Source organism: Mesorhizobium sp. WSM4906, from assembly GCF_029674625.1.
Lineage (GTDB): Bacteria > Pseudomonadota > Alphaproteobacteria > Rhizobiales > Rhizobiaceae > Mesorhizobium.
In genome coordinates, this window is sequence record NZ_CP121355.1 from 3,651,279 (window position 1) to 3,674,211 (window position 22,933).

Annotated in this window: 24 protein-coding genes and 1 riboswitch; of the genes, 19 read left to right on the forward strand and 5 right to left on the reverse strand. The window is 63.3% G+C overall.

Annotation, left to right across the window (positions count from 1 at the left end; translation table 11 throughout):
- The first annotated feature begins 82 nt into the window (after window positions 1–82).
- From QAZ22_RS17335 to QAZ22_RS17420, 18 genes are all read left to right on the forward strand, one after another.
- Complete coding sequence (locus QAZ22_RS17335) at window positions 83–517, forward strand: EamA family transporter (protein WP_278201981.1); 435 nt, start codon at window positions 83–85, stop codon at window positions 515–517.
- Window positions 514–1,521: an NAD(P)-dependent oxidoreductase gene (locus tag QAZ22_RS17340; RefSeq protein ID WP_278201982.1), complete on the forward strand. Its 1,008-nt coding sequence runs from the start codon at window positions 514–516 to the stop codon at window positions 1,519–1,521. Before QAZ22_RS17335 ends, QAZ22_RS17340 begins: the two co-directional genes overlap by 4 nt.
- A 22-nt stretch (window positions 1,522–1,543) precedes the next feature.
- The gene (locus tag QAZ22_RS17345; protein WP_278201983.1) at window positions 1,544–3,013 is read left to right on the forward strand and encodes an aspartate aminotransferase family protein; all 1,470 of its coding nucleotides are present in this window, start codon (window positions 1,544–1,546) and stop codon (window positions 3,011–3,013) included.
- Window positions 3,014–3,021: 8 nt separating this feature from the next.
- On the forward strand, window positions 3,022–4,254 hold the full coding sequence (locus QAZ22_RS17350; RefSeq protein WP_278201984.1) for a hypothetical protein: 1,233 nt from the start codon (window positions 3,022–3,024) through the stop codon (window positions 4,252–4,254).
- Window positions 4,251–5,006: an FkbM family methyltransferase gene (locus tag QAZ22_RS17355; RefSeq protein ID WP_278201985.1), complete on the forward strand. Its 756-nt coding sequence runs from the start codon at window positions 4,251–4,253 to the stop codon at window positions 5,004–5,006. Before QAZ22_RS17350 ends, QAZ22_RS17355 begins: the two co-directional genes overlap by 4 nt.
- A 92-nt stretch (window positions 5,007–5,098) precedes the next feature.
- Window positions 5,099–5,215: riboswitch (TPP riboswitch) on the forward strand.
- Between the two features lie 104 nt (window positions 5,216–5,319).
- Window positions 5,320–7,164, forward strand: a complete 1,845-nt coding sequence (gene thiC, locus QAZ22_RS17360) for a phosphomethylpyrimidine synthase ThiC (RefSeq protein WP_278201986.1) — start codon at window positions 5,320–5,322, stop codon at window positions 7,162–7,164.
- Between the two features lie 3 nt (window positions 7,165–7,167).
- On the forward strand, window positions 7,168–8,175 hold the full coding sequence (gene thiO / locus QAZ22_RS17365) for a glycine oxidase ThiO (RefSeq protein WP_278201987.1): 1,008 nt from the start codon (window positions 7,168–7,170) through the stop codon (window positions 8,173–8,175).
- Entirely contained in the window at window positions 8,144–8,341 is a 198-nt protein-coding gene (gene thiS, locus QAZ22_RS17370; RefSeq protein WP_278072910.1) for a sulfur carrier protein ThiS, read from the forward strand. The genes thiO and thiS overlap by 32 nt, the downstream gene beginning before the upstream one ends.
- A 3-nt stretch (window positions 8,342–8,344) precedes the next feature.
- Entirely contained in the window at window positions 8,345–9,118 is a 774-nt protein-coding gene (locus tag QAZ22_RS17375; RefSeq protein ID WP_278201988.1) for a thiazole synthase, read from the forward strand.
- Entirely contained in the window at window positions 9,115–9,720 is a 606-nt protein-coding gene (locus QAZ22_RS17380; protein WP_278201989.1) for a thiamine phosphate synthase, read from the forward strand. Before QAZ22_RS17375 ends, QAZ22_RS17380 begins: the two co-directional genes overlap by 4 nt.
- Window positions 9,711–10,490 carry a hydroxymethylpyrimidine/phosphomethylpyrimidine kinase gene (locus tag QAZ22_RS17385; protein WP_278201990.1) on the forward strand — a complete coding sequence of 260 codons (780 nt, stop codon included), beginning with the start codon at window positions 9,711–9,713 and terminating at the stop codon, window positions 10,488–10,490. Before QAZ22_RS17380 ends, QAZ22_RS17385 begins: the two co-directional genes overlap by 10 nt.
- 145 nt (window positions 10,491–10,635) lie before the next feature.
- Complete coding sequence (locus QAZ22_RS17390) at window positions 10,636–13,197, forward strand: FAD-dependent oxidoreductase (RefSeq protein ID WP_278201991.1); 2,562 nt, start codon at window positions 10,636–10,638, stop codon at window positions 13,195–13,197.
- An 88-nt stretch (window positions 13,198–13,285) separates the two neighbouring features.
- Window positions 13,286–14,134: a DUF1194 domain-containing protein gene (locus tag QAZ22_RS17395; RefSeq protein WP_278201992.1), complete on the forward strand. Its 849-nt coding sequence runs from the start codon at window positions 13,286–13,288 to the stop codon at window positions 14,132–14,134.
- A gap of 142 nt (window positions 14,135–14,276) precedes the next feature.
- Window positions 14,277–14,897, forward strand: coding sequence for a class I SAM-dependent methyltransferase (locus QAZ22_RS17400; RefSeq protein ID WP_278201993.1), 621 nt, complete (start codon window positions 14,277–14,279; stop codon window positions 14,895–14,897).
- Between the two features lie 278 nt (window positions 14,898–15,175).
- Window positions 15,176–15,517, forward strand: coding sequence for a beta/gamma crystallin-related protein (locus QAZ22_RS17405; protein WP_278201994.1), 342 nt, complete (start codon window positions 15,176–15,178; stop codon window positions 15,515–15,517).
- Window positions 15,518–15,685: 168 nt separating this feature from the next.
- On the forward strand, window positions 15,686–16,636 hold the full coding sequence (locus QAZ22_RS17410; protein ID WP_278201995.1) for an ABC transporter substrate-binding protein: 951 nt from the start codon (window positions 15,686–15,688) through the stop codon (window positions 16,634–16,636).
- Between the two features lie 166 nt (window positions 16,637–16,802).
- Entirely contained in the window at window positions 16,803–17,579 is a 777-nt protein-coding gene (locus QAZ22_RS17415; protein ID WP_278201996.1) for an ABC transporter permease, read from the forward strand.
- The gene (locus tag QAZ22_RS17420; RefSeq protein ID WP_278201997.1) at window positions 17,576–18,367 is read left to right on the forward strand and encodes an ABC transporter ATP-binding protein; all 792 of its coding nucleotides are present in this window, start codon (window positions 17,576–17,578) and stop codon (window positions 18,365–18,367) included. The genes QAZ22_RS17415 and QAZ22_RS17420 overlap by 4 nt, the downstream gene beginning before the upstream one ends.
- 13 nt (window positions 18,368–18,380) lie before the next feature.
- On the opposite strand, the gene QAZ22_RS17425 is transcribed toward QAZ22_RS17420, so the two are convergent.
- The 3 genes from QAZ22_RS17425 to QAZ22_RS17435 all read right to left on the reverse strand — a co-directional run bounded on the left by QAZ22_RS17425 (window position 18,381) and on the right by QAZ22_RS17435 (window position 20,318).
- On the reverse strand, window positions 18,381–19,382 hold the full coding sequence (locus QAZ22_RS17425) for a GlxA family transcriptional regulator (protein WP_278072920.1): 1,002 nt from the start codon (window positions 19,380–19,382) through the stop codon (window positions 18,381–18,383).
- 278 nt (window positions 19,383–19,660) lie between these two features.
- Window positions 19,661–19,795 (reverse strand): hypothetical protein, encoded by a 135-nt coding sequence (locus QAZ22_RS17430; RefSeq protein WP_082980636.1) that lies wholly within the window; start codon window positions 19,793–19,795, stop codon window positions 19,661–19,663.
- A gap of 337 nt (window positions 19,796–20,132) precedes the next feature.
- A complete protein-coding gene (locus tag QAZ22_RS17435; RefSeq protein WP_126093284.1) occupies window positions 20,133–20,318 on the reverse strand; it encodes a hypothetical protein in 186 nt (61 codons plus the stop codon).
- A 220-nt stretch (window positions 20,319–20,538) separates the two neighbouring features.
- On the opposite strand from QAZ22_RS17435, the gene QAZ22_RS17440 reads away from it, so the two are divergent.
- Complete coding sequence (locus tag QAZ22_RS17440) at window positions 20,539–21,438, forward strand: LysR substrate-binding domain-containing protein (protein WP_278201998.1); 900 nt, start codon at window positions 20,539–20,541, stop codon at window positions 21,436–21,438.
- 2 nt (window positions 21,439–21,440) lie between these two features.
- Here QAZ22_RS17440 and QAZ22_RS17445 read toward each other — a convergent pair whose 3' ends face one another.
- Complete coding sequence (locus QAZ22_RS17445; protein ID WP_278201999.1) at window positions 21,441–22,406, reverse strand: alpha/beta hydrolase; 966 nt, start codon at window positions 22,404–22,406, stop codon at window positions 21,441–21,443.
- Between the two features lie 244 nt (window positions 22,407–22,650).
- A complete protein-coding gene (locus QAZ22_RS17450; protein WP_278202000.1) occupies window positions 22,651–22,836 on the reverse strand; it encodes a hypothetical protein in 186 nt (61 codons plus the stop codon).
- Window positions 22,837–22,933: the final 97 nt, after the last annotated feature.

The window sequence follows — 22,933 nt, forward strand, 5'->3', positions numbered from 1 at the left end:
GGTTTTTACTAAAAATATACATGTGATTTCACGAAATATTTGCAGGTTTGTAGTAGGACCGCCCAAGGGCGGGGTGGCAACAATGAAATACATCTTCTTCATTCTCTTCACGGTCATGACCAATGCCGCTGCTCAGCTCATGCTGAAGCAGGGCATGATGTCGATGGGGCCGATCTCTTTCGACAACATCAATCCGCTCGTCAAGCTGCTGCAGATCGTCTTCAGCCCCTGGGTCTTCCTCGGCCTCTGCACCTTCGTCATCTCGATGGCCTCGCATCTCTACGTGCTGTCGAAGGTCGAGCTCAGCTTCGCCTATCCGTTCCTCAGCCTCGCCTATGTCGCGGTCGCCGTCTTTGCCTATTTCGTCTTCCGCGAGGACCTCAATGGCTGGCGCATCGCCGGTATCGCCTGCATTTGCGTCGGAACGATTTTGATCGCTCAAAGTGGCCGCGGGCACGAGAACCAGACCGCTTCCATCACTTCCGACAAGATCGGCACAAACGAGATCCTTCGATGAGACATGTGATTTTCGGCGGCGACGGTTTCGTCGGCCGGCATCTTGCTCCCAAGCTTGCTGCGGACGGCGAGAACGTCGTCGTTGCCGACATCGTCAAGAGCGACCTGCCGCACTATCGTTCGGTGCGCTTCATCACTTGCGATGTGACCGATCCGGCTTCGGTCGCGGCAGTGGGCCTCAAGGCGGGCGACATGGTCTACAACCTGTCGGCCAAGATGCTGTCGCCGATCCAGGTGCGCGCCAATCGGCACGACTTCTTCTTCCCGGTGAATTTCCACGGCACAGAGCACATCATCCAGGCGATGGACAAGGCCGGCGCCTCGAAGCTGGTCCATTACACGACCGACATGATCTACGGCCATACCGTGGTGCTGCCGATGACCGAGGACCATCCGGTCGCGCCGCTCGGCGAATATGGCCTGTCGAAGCTGAAGACCGAGGAGCTCGCCGCCGAATGGCGCAGGCGCGGCATGTCGATCTCGCTGTTCAGGCCGCGCCTGATCATCGGACCCGGCCGTCTCGGCATCCTGGAGAAACTGTTCAAGCTGATCGACTGGAACCTGCCGGTGCCGATGATCGGCTCAGGCAGGAATCCCTATCAGTTCATCTCGGTGTTCGATTGCGCGGAAGCCGCGCACGCAGCCTGGAAGGCCGGCGTGCCGAACGAGGCTTACAATCTGGGCTCGCTCAATCCGCCGCCGGTCAGAAAACTGCTCGGCGACCTGATCAGGCATGCCGGCTCCAAGTCGATCCTGCTGCCGACGCCGGGCTGGGCGGTCAAGCGCACGCTCGACCTGCTCGATCTCATGAACATGCCGATCATGGATCCGGAGCAGTATCTGATCGCCGACGAGGAATGCGTGCTCGACGTGTCCAAGGCCGAGCGTCAGCTCGGCTGGGTGCCGCAATATCGCGACGAGGACATGCTGATCGCCGCCTACAGCGAATACCGCGCCAAGAAGGACGGCCACGCCGTCGCCACCGAACACGTACCTGCCGAATAAGGCGACGAAGGGGGATTTCGAGATGACCGTCATTGCCAAGCCGGAACCCGGCGTGCACGCGCTGCTCGAAGCGCCGGCGCTGCTGCCCGCCACCGTCGCCAAGCCCGAGCTGATCAGCGTCGAGCAGGCCAAGGCGATGGACGTCGCCCGCATCACGGACCTGTTCAAGGCCCACCTCAACCCGGGCCAGCTGCATTTCATGAAGCTGCTCGGCTTCCACAAGGTCAAGATCGAGCGCGCCGAAGGCATGTTCTACATCGACCAGAACGGCCGCAAGATCCTCGACTTCTTCGGCGGCTTCGGCTCGCTGGCCTTCGGCCACAACCATCCGCGCATCCTCGAGGCCCGCAAGAAGTTCCAGGAGGAGAAGCGCCAGGAGATCGCCATCGCCTTCATGTCGCAATATGCGGCGGCGCTCGCGCACAACATCGCCAAGTGCTCGCCCGGCGATCTCGACATGGTGTTCCTCGGCTCCTCCGGCTCGGAGGCCATGGAAGCGGCGGTGAAGCTTGCCGAACGCGCCGCAGGCCCGAAGCGGCCGAAGGTCGTCTATGCCGAGAACTCCTTCCACGGCAAGACCAAGGGCGTGCTGGCGATCACCGACGGCCAGCTCTACCGCGCCGAGTTCAAGGTGGCGGACAATGCCGTGCGCGTGCCCTTCGCCGATATCGCGGCGGTCGAACGCCTGTTCAAAAGCGATCCGGAGATCGGCGTCATCGTGCTGGAAACCATCCAGGGCGGCGGCGGCATCATCCAGGCGCCGGCCGACTACTGGCGAAAGCTGCGCGCGCTTTGCGACCAGCATGGCGTGCTGTGGGTGGCCGACGAGGTGCAGTGCGGTTACGGCCGTTCCGGCCGTTTCTACGCCTTCGAGCACTACGGCGTCGTGCCGGACGTGACGGCGCTGGCGAAATCGCTCGGCGGCGGCAAGGCCGCGGTCGGCGCCATGATCGCCAGGCGCGATGTCTACATGAAAGCCTATGGCACGCCGAAGACGGCAATGATCCACGCCATGGCGACCTTCGGCGGCATGGGCGAGGCCTGCATCACCGCGATCGAGGCGCTGAACGTGCTCTATGACGAAGGGCTGATCGACAATGCTGCGTCGACCGGCGACTACCTTTTGCAGCGGCTGCAGACGCTGAAGGCGAAATATCCGAAGATCATCAAAGGTGTGCGCGGCAAGGGTCTTATGATCGGGCTCGAGTTCCACGATTTCTCGCAGACCTTGCCGATGGTGCTGCGTCCTGTGGTGAGTGTGCTCGACGACAAGCTGAAGGGTTCGCTCTCGGGCTTCGTCGGCTCGCTCTTGCTGCGCGACTACGACGTGCTCGTCGCCTTCACCGAGTATAATCGCAACGTCATTCGGCTCGAGCCGCCGCTGATCTGCCAGCGCGAGCATGTCGACCGCTTCGTCGACGCCTTCGACAGCCTCCTGTCGCGCGGCATCGTGGCGATCGTGAAGGATTTCGTGAAAAGCCAGGTCCGCTGAGACAGACGATGCTGACCAGGCCACCCGTCGCTCCCGCCAATCCGCTCGACCGGCTGACCGGCGCCGGTCTTGCCTGGGGCGAGGGGACTTACGCGAGATGGGCAGCCCCGATCGGCGCGGCGACCTTCTCGCTCTACATCCTGCTGACCGCCGTGACGGCCTGGTTCATGCCCGACGTCAATTGGGACATGCTGCCTTATCTGGCGATCGCCGAGGAGGGCCGCTATCCCGATCCGCAGGCGCTGCATGATTATGCCTACAGCACGATCAAGGCCGGCGTGTCGGCCGGCGACTACAAGACGCTGACCGACGATGGCGGCGGCTTCCGCAACCACATGGCGGAGAATGCCGCCGACTTCCACTCGCTGCTCGGCATGTACCGGATCAAGTTCCTCTATGCCGAAATCCTGTCGAGCCTCAGCCATGTCGTGGCGCCGGTTAAAGCGATGCGTCTGGTGCAGGTCTTCTCGGTGCTCTTGTTCGGCGCCGTCACGCTCATTTGGCTGCGCGCGGAAGGCGCGCTGGCGCTGGCGCCGGTCGCCGGCGCCATCCTGATCATGGCCGATTTCGGCGATGCGGCGCGGGCCTCGACGCCTGACCTTCTCTGCTCGGCGCTGTTCCTCGGCGGGCTGTTTGCCTATGTCCGCAAACACGAGGCAGCGACGGCTATCCTGCTTTTCCTGGCGTTCATGGCACGGCCGGACAACATTGTGTTCCTCGCCATCTTCGCCGTGCTGCTCGTGGCATTCCGGCAGAAGGCGTGGGGGGCGCTGGCCGGTTTCGCCGCCTCCTTCATCGCCTATTTCGCCATCTCGCACTGGGCCCAGCATCCCGGCTGGTGGCCGCATCTGTGGTTCTCCAGCATCGAGCAGCACTACAATATGGACAGCTTCGAACCGCCATTCTCGGTGGCCGCCTATCTCAAGGCCTTCGCCGCCTCGGTGGTGCGCGCCATTACCGTAGACAGCTGGGTCGGGATCTCGGTGCTCGCGCTCGCGGGCTGGTATGGGCTCGACCGTACAGGCTTCCGGTTCGACCGCCGCGCCGGCATCCTGCTTGCGGCGCTCGTGCTCGGCGTGCTCGCCAAGTTCACGGTCTTCCCGATCCACGACACGCGCATCTATTTCCCCAATCTTCTGCCGCCCTTCCTGATGCTCGCCGCGCCACTGATGGCGCTGTGGACCTCGGCGAGGCAAGGCCGGCACCGCGAGGCGCAGCAAGTTGCCGGAGACAAGTCATGAGCTCGGCTTCCAACCTAGCGCGCGTTCTGCTGTCGCTCGGATTGCCGGCCGGGCTGCTCGACCGCGGACCCGCGCTGCACGGGACGAAGTTCCTGGCCAAGGCGGCGCTCAAGGCGCGGTTCGGCGGCGGACGACCGTTCCAGATGGTCAATGTCGGGGCTTGCGACGGCGCGCTGTTCGATGACGTGACGCCTTGGCTGCACCGTATCAAGGGTGCTCGGGCGATGCTGGTCGAGCCGATCCCCTACAACCAGAAGCGGCTGCGCGCCAACTATCCGGATACGAGCCGCTTCGTCATCGAGCCGGTGGCGGTGACCAGGACAAAGGGCACCATCACCGTCCACACTTTCGACGCAGCCGCGCTCGAGGCCGGCACGCTGCCGATCGAGTTCATCGGCTGCTCCTCGGTCACCGACACCAATCTGATGTCCGGCAAGAACGCCTGGGGCGAGGCGGACGCCAACTTCAACAAGTTCGCGCCGCATCTGAAAGACATCGAGGTGCTGTCGGAGACATTGCAGACGCTGCTCGACCGCAATCGCATCACCCATATCGACGCTTTCCTGGTCGATTGCGAAGGCGCCGACTGGATGGTGTTCGACCAGCTCGACCTCCAGCGCTATCGCCCCGGCATGATCAAGATCGAGGTCGGCGCGCTGCCGGCTGCCGAGATCGGCCAGGTCGTCATCAAGCTCAAGACCGCAGGCTATCAGGTCGGCTTCCAGGCCGAGGACATTTGGGCTTTCGCCTGAGTTTTCGCTACCGAGCTTCCATGCACGATGGCGTTGAGCCGCAATGCCGGCCAAACGCGCTTGACAAGATGGCGCTGGCCCGTTCAACCTAAGCCATTCACCAGGGGAGTCCCGGCAAGGGGCTGAGATACTGCTGGCTTTTGCGGCGCAGTGACCCGTTGAACCTGATCCAGTTCATACTGGCGTAGGGACGGTGCAAGCGCTTTGCGGGCGTTCATGCCCGAAGACCTGTCTCAGGCAGGCAGACCGAAGCGTCTTTTCATCCTTCCGGCACAGAACTGGGTCTCCAATGCAACGAGCAAAGGAGCCTCAAATGAATGCCCTGACCCCCACCGTATCGACTGGACCGCTGCCGGCGTCGCGGAAGATCCACAAATCCGGCGCCATCCACCCGCAGATCAGGGTGCCGATGCGCGAGATCGCCGTTCACCCGACTGCCGGTGAACCGCCGGTGACGGTCTACGATCCGTCAGGCCCCTATACCGACCCCGCAATCGAAACCGATATCGAGAGGGGGCTTGCCCGCCTTCGGCAAGACTGGATCGTGGCGCGTGGCGATGTCGAATCCTATGACGGCCGCCATGTCAGGCCGGAGGACAATGGATTTGCGACAGGAGAGCGCCTGACGCGGGAGTTTCCGATCCGCAACCGTCCGCTGCGGGCCAAGGCCGGCAAGGCGGTAACGCAGCTTGCCTATGCGCGCGCCGGGATCATCACGCCCGAAATGGAGTTCGTTGCCATCCGCGAAAACCTCGGCCGCGAGATGATGCGGAGCGGGCTGCAACGGGACGGCGAGGCGTTCGGCGCATCGATACCGGACTTCGTCACACCGGAATTCGTACGCGACGAGGTGGCGCGCGGCCGCGCGATCATCCCCGCCAACATCAACCATCCCGAGAGCGAGCCGATGATCATCGGCCGCAATTTCCTGGTGAAGATCAATGCCAATATCGGCAATTCCGCCGTCACCTCTTCGATGGCCGAAGAGGTCGAGAAGATGGTCTGGGCGATCCGCTGGGGTGCCGACACGGTCATGGACCTGTCGACCGGCCGCAACATCCACAACATCCGCGAATGGATCGTGCGCAACTCGCCGGTGCCGATCGGCACGGTGCCGCTCTACCAGGCGCTGGAGAAGGTGGGCGGTGTCGCCGAGGATCTGAGTTGGGAAGTCTATCGCGACACGCTGGTCGAGCAGGCCGAGCAGGGCGTCGACTACTTCACCATTCATGCCGGCGTGCGGCTGCATTACATCCCGCTCACCGTCGGCCGGGTTACCGGCATCGTCAGCAGGGGCGGCTCGATCATGGCGAAATGGTGCCTGCACCATCACCGTGAAAGCTTTCTCTATGAGCATTTCGCGGAGATATGCGACATCGCCAGAGCCTATGACGTCTCTTTCTCGCTTGGCGACGGCCTTCGTCCCGGCTCGATCGCCGATGCCAATGACCAAGCCCAATTCGCCGAGCTGGAGACGCTTGGCGAATTGACGAAGATCGCCTGGGCAAAGGACTGCCAGGTGATGATCGAGGGCCCCGGCCATGTTCCCATGCACAAGATCAAGCAGAACATGGACAAGCAGCTCGCCGTCTGCGGCGAGGCGCCTTTCTACACGCTAGGACCGCTGACCACGGACATAGCGCCGGGCTACGACCACATCACGTCCGGCATCGGCGCCGCCATGATCGGCTGGTTCGGCACGGCCATGCTCTGCTACGTGACGCCGAAGGAACATCTCGGCCTGCCGGATCGCAATGACGTCAAGACCGGCGTCATCACCTACAAGATCGCGGCGCACGCCGCCGACCTCGCCAAGGGGCATCCCGCGGCGAAGATCCGCGACGACGCGCTTTCGCGGGCACGGTTCGAGTTCCGCTGGGAAGACCAGTTCAACCTGTCGCTCGATCCCGAAACCGCGCGCTCGATGCACGACGAGACCTTGCCCAAGGAAGCGCACAAGGTGGCGCATTTCTGCTCGATGTGCGGACCGAAATTCTGCTCCATGCGCATCTCCCACGACATTCGCGCCGAAGCGCAGAAGGAGGGGATGGCGGCGATGGCGCAGAAATACCGCGCAGGCGGCGATCTCTACATGCCGGTCGAAACGCCCGGGGCGGAAGAACAAGCTTTGGCGCAGGACGATCAGGGGACGGACTGAACCGTGCGCCGTGTCCTTGTCAAAGGCGCCGGTGTGGCAGGCCTCACCGTCGCCCATGAATTGGCCGCGCGAGGTGCGTCGGTCACGGTTGCCGAAATTCGGAGCCAGATAGGCGGCAATGCCTCCTGGGTCGCCGGCGGCATGCTTGCCCCCTGGTGCGAACGCGAAAGCGCCGAAGAGACGGTTGTCACTCTCGGCAGAACTTCGGCCGACTGGTGGGAAAGGGTGCTGCCCGGGCTCGTGACGAGGGCCGGCACTCTCGTCCTCGCCCATGTGCGCGACGCCTTCGAGCTTGCCCGCTTTGCGGCCCGTACCCGCAATCACGAGCCCGTCGACGAAGAGGCGATCGCCGCCCTCGAACCCGATCTTGCCGGTCGCTTCCGCAAGGGCCTGTTCTTCGCCGGCGAAGCTCATCTCGATCCGCGTCGGGTTCTCGAAGCCCTCGCCAGCAAGCTGCGTGCGATGGGCGTCGTCTTCCTTTTCGAGGTGGACGAAGTGGCCCTTTCCGGCTTCGATCAGGTGATCGACTGCACGGGCATCGCGCGGGGCGAAGACGATTTGCGCGGCGTGCGCGGCGAGATGCTGATCCTCCACACGCGGGAGGTCTCGCTCACCCGGCCGGTTCGTCTCCTCCATCCGCGTCATCCGATCTATGTCGTGCCGCGGGCCGATCATCACTTCATGGTCGGCGCGACCATGATCGAAAGCGACCATGACGGGCCGATCACAGCCCGTTCGCTGATGGAGCTCCTCAATGCGGCCTACGCGCTTCATCCGGCGTTCGGTGAGGCCGAAATCGTCGAGACAGGAGTGGGCGTGCGCCCCGCCTATCCCGACAATCTGCCGCGGGTGAAGCGTCGGAAGGACGGCGCGATCACGATAAACGGCCTCTACCGGCACGGTTTCCTGCTCTCACCGGCCATGGCCGAGCAGGCTGCCGGCCTTCTCTTCAATTCATCTGCCGACCTGGAGTCCGAAAATGAAGCTGATCGTCAATGGCGAAGCGCTTGAGGTCAGGGCGACGACGCTCGCCGCTCTTTTGAAGGAGCTCGACTATGAAGGCGGCTGGCTCGCCACCGCGCTGAACGGCGATGTCGTGCCCGCGGCCGAACGGGCGGAATTGCGGGTGAACGAAGGCGACCGGATCGAAATCCTGTCGCCCATGCAGGGAGGCTAGCCGATGTTCGATCTTCTCGGGACAAAGTTGGCTTCGCGCCTGCTGCTGGGCACCGCCCAATATCCTTCGCCGGCGATCCTTGCCGAAGCGGTCAAGGCGTCGGGCACCTCGGCGGTCACCGTTTCGCTGCGCCGGGAAATGGCCGGCGGCAGGGCCGGCGAGCAATTCTGGTCGCTGATCCGCTCGCTCGGCGTGAGGGTGCTGCCCAACACCGCCGGCTGCCATTCCATCAAGGAAGCCGTGACGACCGCGAAGATGGCGCGCGAGGTCTTCGGCACGTCCTGGATCAAGCTCGAAGTGATCGGCAACCACGACACGCTGCAGCCCGATGTGTTCGGCTTGGTCGAGGCCGCGCGCATCCTTTGCGAGGACGGATTCAGCGTGTTCCCCTATACCACCGACGACCTTGTCGTCGCCGAGCGGCTGCTGGAGGCAGGTTGCAAGGTTCTGATGCCGTGGTGCGCGCCGATCGGCTCGGCGCTCGGGCCGGTCAACATCATGGCGCTGCGATCGATGCGCGGGCACTTCCCCGACGTGCCGTTGATCGTCGATGCAGGTCTCGGACGACCGTCGCACGCGGCAGCCGTGATGGAGCTCGGCTTTGACGCCGTACTCCTCAACACGGCGGTCGCCAAGGCTGGCGATCCGGTGGGCATGGCGCGCGCTTTCAGCAAGGCGGTCGATGCCGGCCGCGAAGCCTATGGTTCGGGACTGCTCGAGCCGCGCGACGTCGCCGTGCCATCGACGCCTACAATCGGCAGGGCGGTTTTCTCATGAAGCTCGATCCCTTCTACCTGATCGTCGACAGCGCCGCCTGGATCGAGCGCCTGGTGCCGCTCGGCGTCAGGCTGGTGCAGCTCCGCATCAAGAACATGGACGAGGGCGGGCTGCGTGCGGAAATCCGCAAGGCAAAAACCTTGTGCGCACGGCACGATTGCCAGCTCATCGTCAACGATCATTGGCGGCTGGCGATCGAGGAGCGCTGCGACTTCGTCCATCTCGGCCAGGAGGATCTGCAGGCCGCCGACCTCCCGGAGATACGGACGGCCGGCATCAAGCTCGGACTGAGCACGCACGATCATGCCGAACTGCAGACGGCCATGGCAGCCAGGCCCGACTACGTCGCGCTGGGTCCCGTCTATCCGACCATCCTGAAGAAGATGAAATGGGCGCCGCAGGGGCTCGAAAGGGTTCGCGCCTGGAAGGGCGCCGTCGCACCCACTCCACTGGTCGCCATCGGCGGCCTCAATCCCGAGCGGCTCGATGGCATTTTCGAGGCCGGCGCCGACAGCGCCGCGGTGGTGACGGACATAACCTTGAACCCGGATCCCGAGGCGCGCACCAGGGAATGGATCGAAAAGACCGACCCATGGCGCTGAACCGAGACCCGCACGTGCTCGTCGTCGGCGGATCGGATTCCAGCGGGGGCGCCGGAATTGCGCGCGATATCGAGACGATCTCTTCAATCGGCTTGCGCAGTTGCGTTGCCGTCACCGCGGTGACGGTGCAGACACACCAATCCGTTACGGCAATCCACCATATGCAACCCGGCCTGGTTGCCGATCAGATGCGCGCGGCGCTGAGGGCCAACAAAGTGTCGGCGATAAAGATCGGCATGCTTTCAACGGGACGCGTCATCGCGGCGGTTGCCGCCGTGCTGCGCGAAAATCCGCGGATACCGACAGTTCTCGATCCGGTGCTGGCTTCCTCGTCGGGCAGGCAGTTGCTGGAGCCGGGTGCGATCGGAGCCTTGAAGCGCGATCTCATGCCGCTCTGCTGTCTTGCCACGCCGAACCTCATCGAGCTGGCGATCCTGACCGGTTCGGATTTGGCTGTGGACGACGATGATGCGCTGCGGCAGGGAGGGCGATTGCTTGCGGAAGGGCTGCGGGCGCTGCTCATCAAGGGCGGCCACGCGACGGGGTCCAAATCAACGGATATCCTGTTGAATTCTGGACGAGAGCCTATCCACTTCGACATGCCCAGGCTCGCCGGATCGATGCGCGGGACGGGCTGCATGCTGGCAAGCGCGATCGCCGCGCATGTGGCCGGCGCAAAACCGCTCGAGGACAGCGTGCGCGAAGGCAAGCGGTTTGTCTTCGAGAAGCTTGTGCGAGGTATCGAGCGCGAATTCGGCCCCGGCGCATAAGGAAATCCTCACCGGTGACACCCCGGACGAGGCGCGTTCGGCTGTCAGGGTCGCTCGGCCTTTTCCCAATGTCGCAAACAGGCTTCAATCACCCCACCGCTCGGCCCTATAGTCCGCCCGCTTTACCACTTTGGAGTCGCGGGCAATGGCAGAGTTTCCGAAAAAGGCGAAGGTCGTCATCGTCGGTCTTGGCGGTATCGTCGGCGCGTCGGTCGCCCATCACCTGATCGAGCGCGGCTGGGACGACATCGTCGGCATCGACAAGTCGGGCATCCCGACCGATATCGGCTCGACCGCGCATGCCTCCGACTTCTGCTACACGACCAGCCACGACTTCCTGTCCTGCTGGACGACGCTCTACTCCATCGATTTCTACGAGAAGATGGGCCACTACGCCCGCATCGGCGGCCTCGAAGTCGCCCGCGTCGGCGATGATGGCCGCATGGACGAGATCAAGCGCAAGATCGCTTCCGCCAAGGCTTTCGGCACCCGCGCGCGCCTGATCGAGCCGGCCGAGATCAAGGAGAAGTTCCCGCTGATCGAGGAGCATCTGGTGCAGGGCGGCCTCTGGGATCCCGACGCCGGCCTCGTCATCCCGCGCTCGCAGACGGTCGCCGGCAAGCTGGTCGATCAAGGCGTAGCCTCCGGCAAGCTCCAGGCTTTCGCCAATACCTCGGCCAAGGAGCTGATCGTCGAGAATGGCCGCATCAAGGGTGTGGTGACCGAGCGCGGCACGATCGAAGCCGACTATGTTGTCGTCTGCACCGGCATCTGGGGGCGGCTCACCGCGGCACTGGTCGGCGAGGACCTGCCGGTCATGCCAATCGACCATCCGCTGACCTTCTTCGGCCCCTACAACGAGTTCGCCGGCACCGGCAAGGAGATCGGCTGGCCGCTGCTGCGCGACCAGGGCAACTCCGCCTATATGCGCGACACCGGCGATCCGAAGACCGCCGAAGGCGGGCAGATCGAATGGGGCTATTACGAGGAGACCAATCCGCGCCTCTGCCATCCGCGCGACCTCTTGGAGAAGGACCAGGCGCGGCTGTCGCCGTCGCAGCGCGACCTCGATATGGAGCAGATCATGGCGCCGCTGGAGCGCGCCATGGAGCTGACGCCGATCCTCGGCGAGCTCGGTTACAATGAAGGCCACTCCTTCAACGGCCTGCTGCAGGTGACCACCGATGGCGGCCCGTCCATGGGCGAAAGCCAGAAGGTGAGGGGGCTGTGGTATGCCGTCGCCATCTGGGTCAAGGACGGCCCGGGCATGGGCAAGCTGATCGCCGACTGGATGACCGACGGCCGCACGTCGATCGACCATCACGCCATCGACTATTCGCGCTTCTACCCGCACCAGATGAAGGAGCAGTTCATCTGGGATCGCTGCACCGAGACCGCGATGAAGGTCTACAATCCGGCCGTGCATCCGCGCGAACCCTTCTCCAAGGGCCGCAACATCCGCCGCTCGCCGTTCTGGGAGCGTGAGAAGGAGCTCGGCGGCTATTTCATGGAGCTGGGCGGCTGGGAGCGCGCGCACGGCTATGCCGCCAACGAGCATCTGCTCGAGAAATACGGCAACCGCGTGCCGGTACGCGAGAACGAATGGGACAACCGCCATTTCTGGCGCGTCTCCAATGCCGAGCACCTGGCGATGAGCGAGGATTGCGGCATCGTCAACCTCTCGCATTTCTCGATGTACGACGTCGAAGGGCCGGCCCATGTCGCGCTGCTGGAATGGCTGTGCGCGGCCAAGATCGGCGGCGACAACAATATCGGCAAGGGCATCTATACTCACTTCCTCGACGAGGAAGGCATGGTGCGCGCCGACTTCACGGTGATCCGCATGGCCGACCGCTGCCGGGTGATCGACGGCGCCGACGCCGGGCCGCGCGACTTCCGCTACATGCAGCGCACCGCGCAGGACAAAGGCTTCGAAGTCACCGTCACCGACGTGACCGAGAAATATGTCACCATCGGCATTTGGGGGCCGAACGCGCGCACGACGCTCCAGAAGGTGGTCGAGGACCCGAATGGGCTGACGCCGGAGAATTTTCCCTTCGCGGCGATCAAGCCGATCAGGATCGGCGGCAAGGATGTCACCGCCTTCCGCATCTCCTATGTCGGCGAGCAGGGCTGGGAACTGCATATGCGCTACGAGGATGGGCTCGCCGTCTGGGACGCGCTGCGCTCCACCGGCGTCATGCCGTTCGGCGTCGAGACCTACGCCAATACGCGCCGTATGGAGAAGAGCCTGCGGCTGCAGAATGCAGACCTCTTGACCGAGTACAATCTGCTCGAGGCCGATCTCGCCCGCCCGAAGGTCAAGGAGAACGACTTCTGCGGCAAGGCCAAACATCTGGAGTATCGCGCCCGCGAGCATCAACCGGCGATGCTCTGCACGCTGGTGATGACCGAGAACACCGATTCCAAGGGCGTCGCGCGCTATCCGGTCGGCACCATGCCGGTGCAGGATCCGGCGACCGGCGAGACGCTGGTCGACGAGCTCGGCCGCCGCTCCTTCACCACCTCGGTCGCCTATGGCCCGACCATCGGCAAGAACATCGCGCTCGCCTACCTGCCCTGGGCCTACTGCCAGGAAGGCCGCAGGCTGCAGGTGGAGTATTTCGGCGAGACCTATCCGGTGGAAGTCGCAGGCGTCGGCTACAAGCCGCTCTACGATCCGGAGAACCTCAAGCCGAGAAGCTGAGCCTGTGTTCGCCTGAACAGGCAAAAGGCCCGATCGACGCCGGGCCTTTTTACTTTGTTCATGCCCAATTATCGCTTACCGTCACGTCATGTCCGCTTCCCGTCGAACAGGGCATTGGCTTTCGGGCGCCGCCGCGCTGGCGCTGCTCCTCGGCCTGACCGCGCGATCCACCGCCGTCGAACCGGTCGATGTCGAGCTGGTGCTGGCGGTCGATGTGTCGCTCTCCATGTCGCCGGCCGAACTCGAGATCCAGCGCCACGGCTATGCGGCCGCGCTGACGCATGACAACGTGCTCAAGGCCATCGCCGACGGCGCCTACGGCAAGATCGCGGTCACCTATGTCGAGTGGGCCGGCACCCGATGGCAGCGGGTCGTCGTGCCGTGGACGGTGATCGCCAATCGCTCCGATGCAGAGAGGGTCGTGGCCCAGCTCAATGCCAGTCCGCCGGACAGCGCGCGGCGCACCTCGATCTCGGGCGCGCTTGAATTCGGCAGCGACCTTTTCGCCGAAAGCGGCTTTCAGGGCACCAAGCGCGTCATCGATGTTTCGGGCGACGGACCCAACAACCAGGGTGCCCCGGTCGACATCACGCGCGACGAGGTGGTGAGGCAAGGCATCACCATCAATGGACTGCCGCTGATGACCAGGGGCGGTTTCAGCGGCGCCTTCGACGTCGCCAATCTCGACCGCTACTACAGCGACTGCGTTATCGGCGGGCCGGGCGCCTTCATGATTCCGGTCAACGACTGGACGCAATTCCCCGAGGCAATCCGCCGCAAGCTGGTGCTGGAACTTGCCGGTCCGGCATCGCGGCAATGGGCGGCCGAAGAGGCGGCTCACCCGCCTGTCGTGCAGGCCGACGACAGGCCGGCCGCCGATTGCTTGGCCGGCGAGAAGATGTGGCGCAACCGCGGTTGGATGCTGGACAACCGCTAACAGCAATTCGTAGCGTTTCAGATCGAACTTCTGTTATGGCTGGAAAGCAAATCGCCCACGATGTCACCAGCAGCAGTGCGAAGGCGCAACGGGCTGAGGGTCTCTCGCTTATCGGAGCCTCTTGTCTTGGAGGAGCGCTAGGATGAGCACCGACCGAGACACAGTGCGGTCCTATGATGCGGTTGCGGCGGAGTACGCTGCCGAGGCCGCGGCGATGCCCGGATGGGTCGCGACAGAGATCGATGCCTTCGTGACCGGACTGGGTGGCTCCGGCAGGGTGCTGGAGATCGGAAGCGGGGGCGGGCGGGATGCACTCGAACTTGAGAAGCGGGGGATCAGCGTCCGGCGCACCGACATTTCAAAGGGTTTTGTCGAACTGCTTCGCGAGAATGGCTTCGAAGCCGACCTGTTGGATCCGCTGACCGACGACCTGGCCGACCCGCAGCGCCCTAGCACGCCATATGACGGCGTCTGGGCCTGTGCCTGCCTGATTCACGTCGCGCGCGAGGATTTCGGCAAGGTCCTTGGACGGCTTGCCGAGGTGACCCGAACCGGTGGGCGACTGCACGCCTCGGTTCGAGACGGCGATGGCGAGGATGTATCCACACATGGTGCCGCGCCCCGCCGCTATGCCGAGACGTACTGGCGCGAACCTGCCCTGCGGTCCGCACTCACGGACGCCGGCTGGGTCGTCAGCGGGATACGTCGGTGCATGGGAAGGCCTGATGATTGGTGGCTGAGTGCTCGGGCGAGTCGGGCGTGACGCGCACAGAGTTCTGGGCCCGCATGGAGGCGGATATCACGTCCGCATGCGGCACCAAAGCGGGGTCAGCTCGAAGTTCCGGTCCGGGTCGAGAGCCGAAATCAACTACCAAACAATTCCGGGAGAAGCGCAGCGGTTTTCCGTCTGGAACGTTATAGCAGGGCCGAGGTTGGCGGCTGGACGATCAGGCGCGAGCTTGCCTCCGCGCGCGGCACGATGGCAAAGTGCTCCTGGGGCCGGCGGCATCGCTCGAAGTCATTGAACGAGGAAGAACGACAATGAAACGCCTGCTCATTCCGACCGTGTTTGCGTCTCTGCTTTGCACCGGCAGCGCCAGCGCTCAATTCTACGGCGAGGCCGCCTGCGTGCTGTTCGAGAATGCGAACTTCCGCGGACGCTCGCTCGAAATGGGTCCCGATGACGCCACCAGTTTCGGGGGCGGGTTCTGGAACGACCGCGTCTCCTCGGTGCTTGTGCGCCCGGGCTGCACGCTCGTCGCCTACGAGCATTCCGGGATGCGCGGCCGCTCGATCGAGCTCGACCGCAGGGTTCGCAATTTCGGAGGTTCCGGCTGGAACGACCGCATCTCATCGGCCGAGTGCTATTGCGACCGATATTGAAGCCGACAGCCCGGGCGGCGACCGCAACCGGTGAGGCGCGCAGGGCTTTTCAGGAGTTTTCCGGGCTCTGAGTTGGGACCATGGTCGATGACCGGTCCTGCTTCATTGACAAGCCTTTTGGGCTCTGTGAGACAATTTCGCCTCACCAGACAAAAAAGGGGAACCAAAATGAACAGGATCAGCATTTTCGCGGCGGCACTGACGGCTATCGTCGGATTGTCGGCGCCGGCGATGGCCGCGACGTCGCTCACCATCGGCATCAGCGGCTGGACCGGCTTCGCGCCGCTGACTTTGGCCAAGCAGGCCGGGCTTTTCGAGAAACATGGGCTCGATGTCACGCTGAAGAAGGTTCCGCAGGCGAGCCGTCCGCTGGCGATTGCGAGCGGCGATCTGCAATGCGCGGCGACCACGGTCGAGACCTGGATGGTGTGGAACGCCAGCGGCGTCGCCACCAAGCAGATATTCCAACTCGACAAGTCCTATGGCGCGGACGGCATCGTGGTACGCAACGACATCAAGACGGTCGCCGACCTCAAGGGCAAGAACGTCGCGTCCTCGGCCCCCGGCACGTCGCCCTATTTCCTGCTTGCCTGGGTGCTCAACAAGAACGGCATGTCGACCAAGGACGTGACGGTCGTCAATCTGGAGCCGGATGCGGCCGCACAAGCCTTCCTCGCCGGGCAGAACGACGCCGCCGTCACCTACGAGCCCTTCATTTCGGCGGTGCGCGACAAGGCCGACCAAGGCCATATCCTGGCGACCACGCTCGACTATCCGATGGTGATGGACACTGTCGGCTGCACGCCGGACTTCCTCAAGGCCAATCCCGATGCCGCCAAGGCGCTGGCCGACAGCTATTTCGACGCGCTCGAAATGATCAAGAAGGATCCGCAGAAGTCCTACGAAATCATGGGCGCCGACGTAAAACAGTCGGCCAAGGAATTCGAGGATTCCGCCAAATACCTGAAATGGGCTGATCGGGAAGCGAACAAGCAATTCTTCACCAAGGACTTCCAGGATTTTTCCAAGACGGCGGCGGAACTGCTGCTGCAGATGGGGCTGATCAAGGAAGCGCCCGATGTGACGACGCTTGCCGACACCAGCGCGGTGGCCAACTGACCGCGCATCTCCCGATCGACGGCGGCGACAAGCCGCCGTTCTTTCTCCTTGAAGCGCGTCACGATCTTTCAGGTTCGCTCCCTGCGCTTTAGGTTTTATTTTGCGCATGTCTTTGCCCCGAAACCGATTCCCACTTTCGTGAGACATGCTTTAAGGACAGTGCCTGATGCTGCGTCCCTTGCATCCCGTTCCGCCGGGCGCCCGAACCGTGCTCGGCATCGCCTTCTTCGTGCTCTTCGTGGCGTTCTGGGCGTGGATCACGCTTGGCGGCCATGTGAACCGGATATTCCTTGCCGACCCGCTGTCGATGCTGAAGGACGGCTGGCGGCTGCTTGTCGAGGACCGTTTCTGGCTCGACATCCTGATCACCATCTGGCGCGTCTTCGGCGGCTTCGTGCTGGCCTCGATCATTGCCGTGCCGATCGGCATAGCCATGGGTGCCTGGAAGCCCGTCGAGGCGTTTCTGGAGCCGTTCGTGTCCTTCGCCCGCTACCTGCCGGCGTCCGCCTTCATACCGCTGCTCATCCTGTGGGCCGGCATCGGTGAACTGGAAAAGCTGCTGGTGATCTTCGTCGGCTCGGTCTTCCAGGTCATCCTGATCATCGCGGTCAAGGTCGGCGGCACTCGTCGTGACTTGGTCGAAGCCGCCTATACGCTAGGGGCGACCGACAACGGCATCGTCAAGCGGGTGATCATGCCGGCCAACGCGCCCGAGATCGCCGAGACGCTGCGGCTGGTGCTCGGCTGGGCATGGACCTATGTCATCGTCGCCGAGCTGATCGGCTCGTCGTCGGGCATCGGCTACATGATCATCAACAGCCAGTCGCGGCTGGCGACGGGGCAGATCATCTTCGGCATCATCGTCATCGGGCTGATCGGGCTCTTGTCCGATTTCGCCTTCAAGGCGCTCAACCGCTGGCTCTATCCATGGAGCCTAGCGTGAGCAAGCTTCTGATCGAAGGCGTTTCCCGGACCTTTGCCGGGGTGGGCGGCGGACAGCCGGTGCAAGCGCTCCAGCCTGTCGACCTCGCGGTCGCGGCCAATGATTTCATCACCATCCTCGGCCCGTCCGGCTGCGGAAAATCGACCTTGCTCAGGATCGTCGCCGGGCTGGAGGCGCCAAGCGCCGGCCGCGTGCTGCTCGACGGCAAAGCCGTCACGCGTCCGGGCCCGGATCGCGGCATGGTGTTCCAGTCCTACACGCTGTTCCCCTGGCTGACGGTCGCTGAAAACATCGGCTTCGGCCTGCGCGAGCGGAACATGCCCGAGCGCGAGCGCAACGACATCGTTGCATCCTATGTCGATCTCGTCGGGCTGAAGGGCTTCGAGAACCATTGGCCGAAGCAGCTTTCGGGCGGCATGCAGCAGCGCACGGCGATCGCGCGCGCGCTCGCCAACGACCCTGCAATCCTTTTGCTCGACGAGCCGTTCGGCGCGCTGGACAACCAGACGCGCGCCCTGATGCAGGAATTGCTGCTGGGCATCTGGGAGCGGCGCAAGAAGACGGTGCTGTTTGTCACCCACGACATCGAGGAAGCGATCTTCATGGCTTCGCGCGTGATCGTAATGAGCGCGCGTCCCGGCCGCATCAAATCCGATGTATCGGTCGACCTGCCGCACCCACGCCACTACACGCTGAAGACCAGCCCGGAATTCTCCACGCTGAAGGCGCAACTGACCGAAGACATCCGCATCGAGGCGATGCGGACGGCGCAGACCCAATCCGTTTAGGTTTTGGACGGCCTCAAGCCGCCAAAAGTTGCTTGCGGTCGACGCGTTCCTGCTGCGGCGAGCGCGCGTAGAGCTCGCGGTAGCATTTGGAGAAGTGCGAGGCGGAGACGAAGCCGCAGGCCACTGCCACTTCCACCACCGGCATCGACGACTGGATGAGCAGATGCCTGGCGCGGTCGAGCCGGATTTCCAGATAATAGCGGGCAGGTGAGCGACCCATCTCGGTGCGGAACAGGCGCTCGATCTGCCGGCGCGACAGGTCGACATGGTCGGCAATCTCGATCAGCGACAGCGGCTCGGCGAGGTTGGCCTCCATCAGTTCGATGATGGTCAGCACCTTGGAATTCTGCACGCCGAGACGGGCTCGCAGCGGCAGGCGCTGGCGGTCGGTCGGGCTGCGCACGCGGTCGGTCAGAACCTGCTCGCAGACGCGGTTGACGAGGCTCTCGTCGAAATCGTCGCCGATCAGCTTCAGCATCATGTCGAGCGCCGCGGTGCCGCCAGCGCAAGTATAGACATTCTGATCGATCTCGAAGAGGTCGGCAAAGACATTGGCTTTCGGGAATGCTTCGGAGAAGCCCGGCAGGTTCTCCCAATGGATGGCGCAGCGCTTGTTTGACAACAGGCCTGCGGCTGCCAGGACATGCGCGCCGGTGCAAAGCCCGCCGACCGCGACGCCGCGGTTGTATTCCTCGCGCAGCCAGGCGAAGGCCGACTTGTTGTGGTAGCGCTCGACATTGATGCCGCTGCAGACGATCGCCATGTTCGGCCTGTCCGGCCCGGCCATCTTCTTGCGCTCTTCCTCGAGCGAGGTGTTGACGGCGCATTCGACGCCGTTCGAGGCGCGCACTGGTTTGCCGTCGATGCTGGCCAAACGCCAGCTATAGGCCTCGTAGCCGAGCATCCGGTTGGCCGAGCGCAGCGGGTCGAGCGCCGTCGCGAAGGCGATCATGGTGAAGTCGGGGATAAGGAAGAATACAAACGATCTCTTGATCGGGTGCTTTACGGCATTCACGGGTAAACCTCACGCGGCCATGACGCGAACAGAATGTCGCTAATAGCATAGCGACATCAGGAAAAATCATTCTTGTCAATCGGGTAGGCGGCTAAGTGAAGATTAAATTTGCGACACGGGTCGCAAATGGGCAATCGCCGATGGCGCGCGCCTCTGCGGCTACCACCTCAGATACCCAATGAAGGCGCCGTCAAAATAAAAACGCCGCCTCGGCGAAGCCGGGCGGCGTCGAATTCCATACACGACGACGGCATCAGGTGCCGTCGGCGACAGCTGTCTCAGGCAACGAAGCCGAGGCGAGCGGCAGCCATGGCGCCCGTCTGGCCGGGCATGGTCTTGGCGAGGCGCTGACGCTCGAGGGCGGTCGTCAGGTTCATTTCGCGACGAGGGAACAGGCGGGCAAAGAGCTTCATCATCATCTCCATTTGGTTGCTCAGACGGGTCGCCTTCGCTTAATGGAGTGGGGCAGCTCGTTTTTGCTGCGGTCGATATAGGCTTGCTTGAGCAAAAACTAAATCGCAAAAGCGAAGCGCTTGACATGAAAAGCGACACGGATTGCGACATATTTGGGCAAAATGCCCGAAATCTACTATTGGTTACAACGCGTTAAATGGAAATCTGCCGTGCTATGCGAGTGGTTCATATGCGTCATGCGGCAGCCGCATGGCTGAAAAAACCGTTTGAGTGCAAACAAAAAGGCCTGCCGGTCTGACGCCACGGCAGGCCCTTCGGTACTCGATACACACTTAGCTACTTCGCTCCGGCCCAGGTTCCGACGCCGAGGCGCACACCGGTCTTGGCATCGGCGGCTTCCGGCCAGCCAATATCCTTCTGCAGCTCGATCGGCAGCGAATGGATTGCGCGTTCGGTCTGGTAGCGGGCGCGGGCGGCGCTGAACTCGGTCGCGAGCCGACCGATAGACGACAGGATAGACATTTTCTTTCTCCTCGATTCGGGCAGAGAGGCGCCCGGCAAATGCATTACGTCAGGTCTGTTTCAGCTTCATTTCACGTCGATTGCAGGTCCGTGTCGTGGTCGTCTAATGGCTGCTTTTGGCAGCATCCTGCATCGATCGGTTGACTATGCGCCCGAAGTGATGTTCAATCAAACGAAATGGGATGATCGTTTGCATCAGAAAAATTGAAGGCAAGCCGTAATGAACGCCCCACTTAACCACCCCCTTCCACTGCTCGACCTCGACGTGCTGCGCACTTTCGTGGCGATCGCCGAGACCGGCAGCTTCACCACCGCCGCCAATGCCGTGTTTCGCACTCCCTCGGCCGTCTCCATGCAGATCAAGAAGCTGGAGGACATCCTCGGCCGTTCCGTCTTCGCGCGCGACGCGCGTTCAGTGACGTTGACCACTGATGGCGAGATGCTGCTCGGCTATGCCCGGCGGCTGCTGTCGATCAACCGCGAGGTGGTGTCGAAGTTCATCATTCCCGACATTGTCGGCGTCGTGCGGCTGGGTTCCCCGGACGACTATGGCGAACGTATCCTGCCGCATGTGCTGAAGCGCTTCGCGCAGTCGCATCCGTCGATCGCCGTCGATGTCACCATCGACCAGAGCATCAATCTGCGCCGCCGCATGGACGACCGCGCGCTCGACCTCACGCTGCTCACCAATTCCTACAAGACCAGCGCGCTCGGCGCCGAGGTGCTTTTGACCGAACCAATCGTCTGGGCCGGCGCCAAGGGCGGCTGCGCGCATCTGCGCGAACCGCTGCCGGTGTCGCTGTGGGAAGAAGGCTGCGCATGGCGGGCGGGGGCGCTGGAAGCGCTCGGCCGCGAGGGCCGCAACTACCGCGTCGCCTATATGAGCGCCCACACCGCCGGCCAGCGCGCGGCGATCATGGCGGATCTCGCCGTGGCGCCGCTGCCGAAGTCGTTCCTCGGCGACGAGATGGTGGAGCTCGGCCAGAAGGACGGCATGCCCGATATCGGCACCTACAATCTCGCCATGGTGGTGGCGCCCGACGCCAGCGCGCCGGTGAAGGCCGTCGCCGATCACATCCGCGCGACGTTCGAGCTGTTCCGGGAAACCGGCAAGTTCTAAGGCTATTCGGCCGCCGGCGCGGTGCTGGCTGCGATCGTGGCTCTTGTCCTGCGCCGTGCGCCGAGGCGGCGTGGCATCGGGTCGCCAGTGAGGAAGTCGACGATGCTGTCGCGCGCGCGTCGCGCTTCCGGCATCTCGATCAGCGGCCAGACATGGAACATGCCTTCCTCGTAAACGACGTCGACTTCGACGCCGGCAAGGCGTGCCCTTTCCGCGAAGATCAGATTGTCGGGGCTGAGCAGGTCGCGCGAGCCTGTGAGCAGGAGCGTCTTCGGCAGCACGGAGAGATCGCCGTAGAGCGGGCTGATGTGCCAGTCGGAGCGGTCGATGCCGGCGCTGTAGAGCCGAATCGCCTCGAGCCCGCCGGGAATACCGAGCCATGGATCGTTGCGTTCGGCCTCGAACACCTCCGGATTGGACAGCGACATGTCGAGGCCGGGCGAGATCAGCACGTGGCGCGACGGTGAGGGAAGGCCTTCCTCGGCGGCCATCATGGTGAGCACGACAGCCATGTTGCCGCCGGCGGAATCGCCCATGAAGATGATGTCCTCGGCGTCGGTTTCTTCGAGCATGCGCCGGTAGACGTCGCCGACCATCCCGAACATGTCGTGGAAATTGTGCTCCGGCGCGATCGGATAGATCGGCACGGTGACGCCGAAACCCAGCCGCTCCGCCATCTCGGCGATCAGCACCCAGTGATAGGACGTCATCTGAAAGACGAAGGCGCCGCCATGCAAATACAGGATGCGCCGGCTCTCGCCGGCTTTTGGCGCGATCTCATAGACCGGAAAGCCATCGACGCTTGTTTCGGAGATGTCGAGCCGAGCCTTCAGCAAGGCCGGCGGATGATAGTCTTCGGTCCTGCGGGCGTAGGCGATCCAGCGCTGCAGATTTTCGGGACTGGAAAAGGCCTTCTTGCGGCTGTGCCTGAGAATGAACGAAACGACGTGGCTTTTCAAACTGGGCATGTGAATACACGGACTTCGGCAGAGCCGACTAAGAGAGTTCCCCGCTATTCGAAGATTGTATCTCGGTTAAAAATGTCAAGGTTCGTCGCGGGCACATCGGCGTGATGCGACGCCCTGAATCCATAGCAGGCGCGTCACCGTCGCCCTGGCAGCAACGCGGTGCGCAGCCTGTTGTCGCCGATCGCCGAGGCCGCTCGCCGGCCCCGGCGCTTGCCGAGCAGCTTGCATTTGTCGGCGAAGGTCATCAGCGCGGCGTGCCCAGGAGCAGTTTGTGAAGGGCAGCCTGCGGGTCGCTCGGGGGCGAGGCCGGCCAGCCAATATCCTTCTGGACATGCACGGGCAGATCGTTGAGCGCGCGGATAGCCTTGTTCCTGGCATGGGCCTGCCTGATGGTCACGCCGAAGCGGCTGAGATTGTCGAACATCGACATTGTGGTTTCCTCCGGAAGGTCGCGCCGGCCTGAAGACATTTCACGCCAGCCCTTCGATGGCGGCTAAATGCACCCGACATGTTTCCAGCGGATTTCA

Excerpts from the sequence above, each read along its gene's own strand:
- thiC (WP_278201986.1), top strand. The coding sequence starts at position 5,320 with ATGAATGCCCTGACCCCCACCGTATCGACTGGACCGCTGCCGGCGTCG.
- QAZ22_RS17445 (WP_278201999.1), bottom strand. The coding sequence starts at position 22,406 with ATGCCCAGTTTGAAAAGCCACGTCGTTTCGTTCATTCTCAGGCACAGC.
- QAZ22_RS17350 (WP_278201984.1), top strand. The coding sequence starts at position 3,022 with ATGCTGACCAGGCCACCCGTCGCTCCCGCCAATCCGCTCGACCGGCTG.
- QAZ22_RS17450 (WP_278202000.1), bottom strand. The coding sequence starts at position 22,836 with ATGTCGATGTTCGACAATCTCAGCCGCTTCGGCGTGACCATCAGGCAG.
- QAZ22_RS17380 (WP_278201989.1), top strand. The coding sequence starts at position 9,115 with ATGAAGCTCGATCCCTTCTACCTGATCGTCGACAGCGCCGCCTGGATC.
- QAZ22_RS17355 (WP_278201985.1), top strand. The coding sequence starts at position 4,251 with ATGAGCTCGGCTTCCAACCTAGCGCGCGTTCTGCTGTCGCTCGGATTG.
- QAZ22_RS17415 (WP_278201996.1), top strand. The coding sequence starts at position 16,803 with ATGCTGCGTCCCTTGCATCCCGTTCCGCCGGGCGCCCGAACCGTGCTC.
- QAZ22_RS17435 (WP_126093284.1), bottom strand. The coding sequence starts at position 20,318 with ATGTCTATCCTGTCGTCTATCGGTCGGCTCGCGACCGAGTTCAGCGCC.
- QAZ22_RS17405 (WP_278201994.1), top strand. The coding sequence starts at position 15,176 with ATGAAACGCCTGCTCATTCCGACCGTGTTTGCGTCTCTGCTTTGCACC.
- QAZ22_RS17375 (WP_278201988.1), top strand. The coding sequence starts at position 8,345 with ATGTTCGATCTTCTCGGGACAAAGTTGGCTTCGCGCCTGCTGCTGGGC.
- QAZ22_RS17340 (WP_278201982.1), top strand. The coding sequence starts at position 514 with ATGAGACATGTGATTTTCGGCGGCGACGGTTTCGTCGGCCGGCATCTT.
- QAZ22_RS17395 (WP_278201992.1), top strand. The coding sequence starts at position 13,286 with ATGTCCGCTTCCCGTCGAACAGGGCATTGGCTTTCGGGCGCCGCCGCG.
- QAZ22_RS17410 (WP_278201995.1), top strand. The coding sequence starts at position 15,686 with ATGAACAGGATCAGCATTTTCGCGGCGGCACTGACGGCTATCGTCGGA.
- QAZ22_RS17430 (WP_082980636.1), bottom strand. The coding sequence starts at position 19,795 with ATGAAGCTCTTTGCCCGCCTGTTCCCTCGTCGCGAAATGAACCTGACG.
- QAZ22_RS17345 (WP_278201983.1), top strand. The coding sequence starts at position 1,544 with ATGACCGTCATTGCCAAGCCGGAACCCGGCGTGCACGCGCTGCTCGAA.
- thiS (WP_278072910.1), top strand. The coding sequence starts at position 8,144 with ATGAAGCTGATCGTCAATGGCGAAGCGCTTGAGGTCAGGGCGACGACG.
- QAZ22_RS17335 (WP_278201981.1), top strand. The coding sequence starts at position 83 with ATGAAATACATCTTCTTCATTCTCTTCACGGTCATGACCAATGCCGCT.
- QAZ22_RS17400 (WP_278201993.1), top strand. The coding sequence starts at position 14,277 with ATGAGCACCGACCGAGACACAGTGCGGTCCTATGATGCGGTTGCGGCG.
- QAZ22_RS17390 (WP_278201991.1), top strand. The coding sequence starts at position 10,636 with ATGGCAGAGTTTCCGAAAAAGGCGAAGGTCGTCATCGTCGGTCTTGGC.
- QAZ22_RS17385 (WP_278201990.1), top strand. The coding sequence starts at position 9,711 with ATGGCGCTGAACCGAGACCCGCACGTGCTCGTCGTCGGCGGATCGGAT.
- QAZ22_RS17440 (WP_278201998.1), top strand. The coding sequence starts at position 20,539 with ATGAACGCCCCACTTAACCACCCCCTTCCACTGCTCGACCTCGACGTG.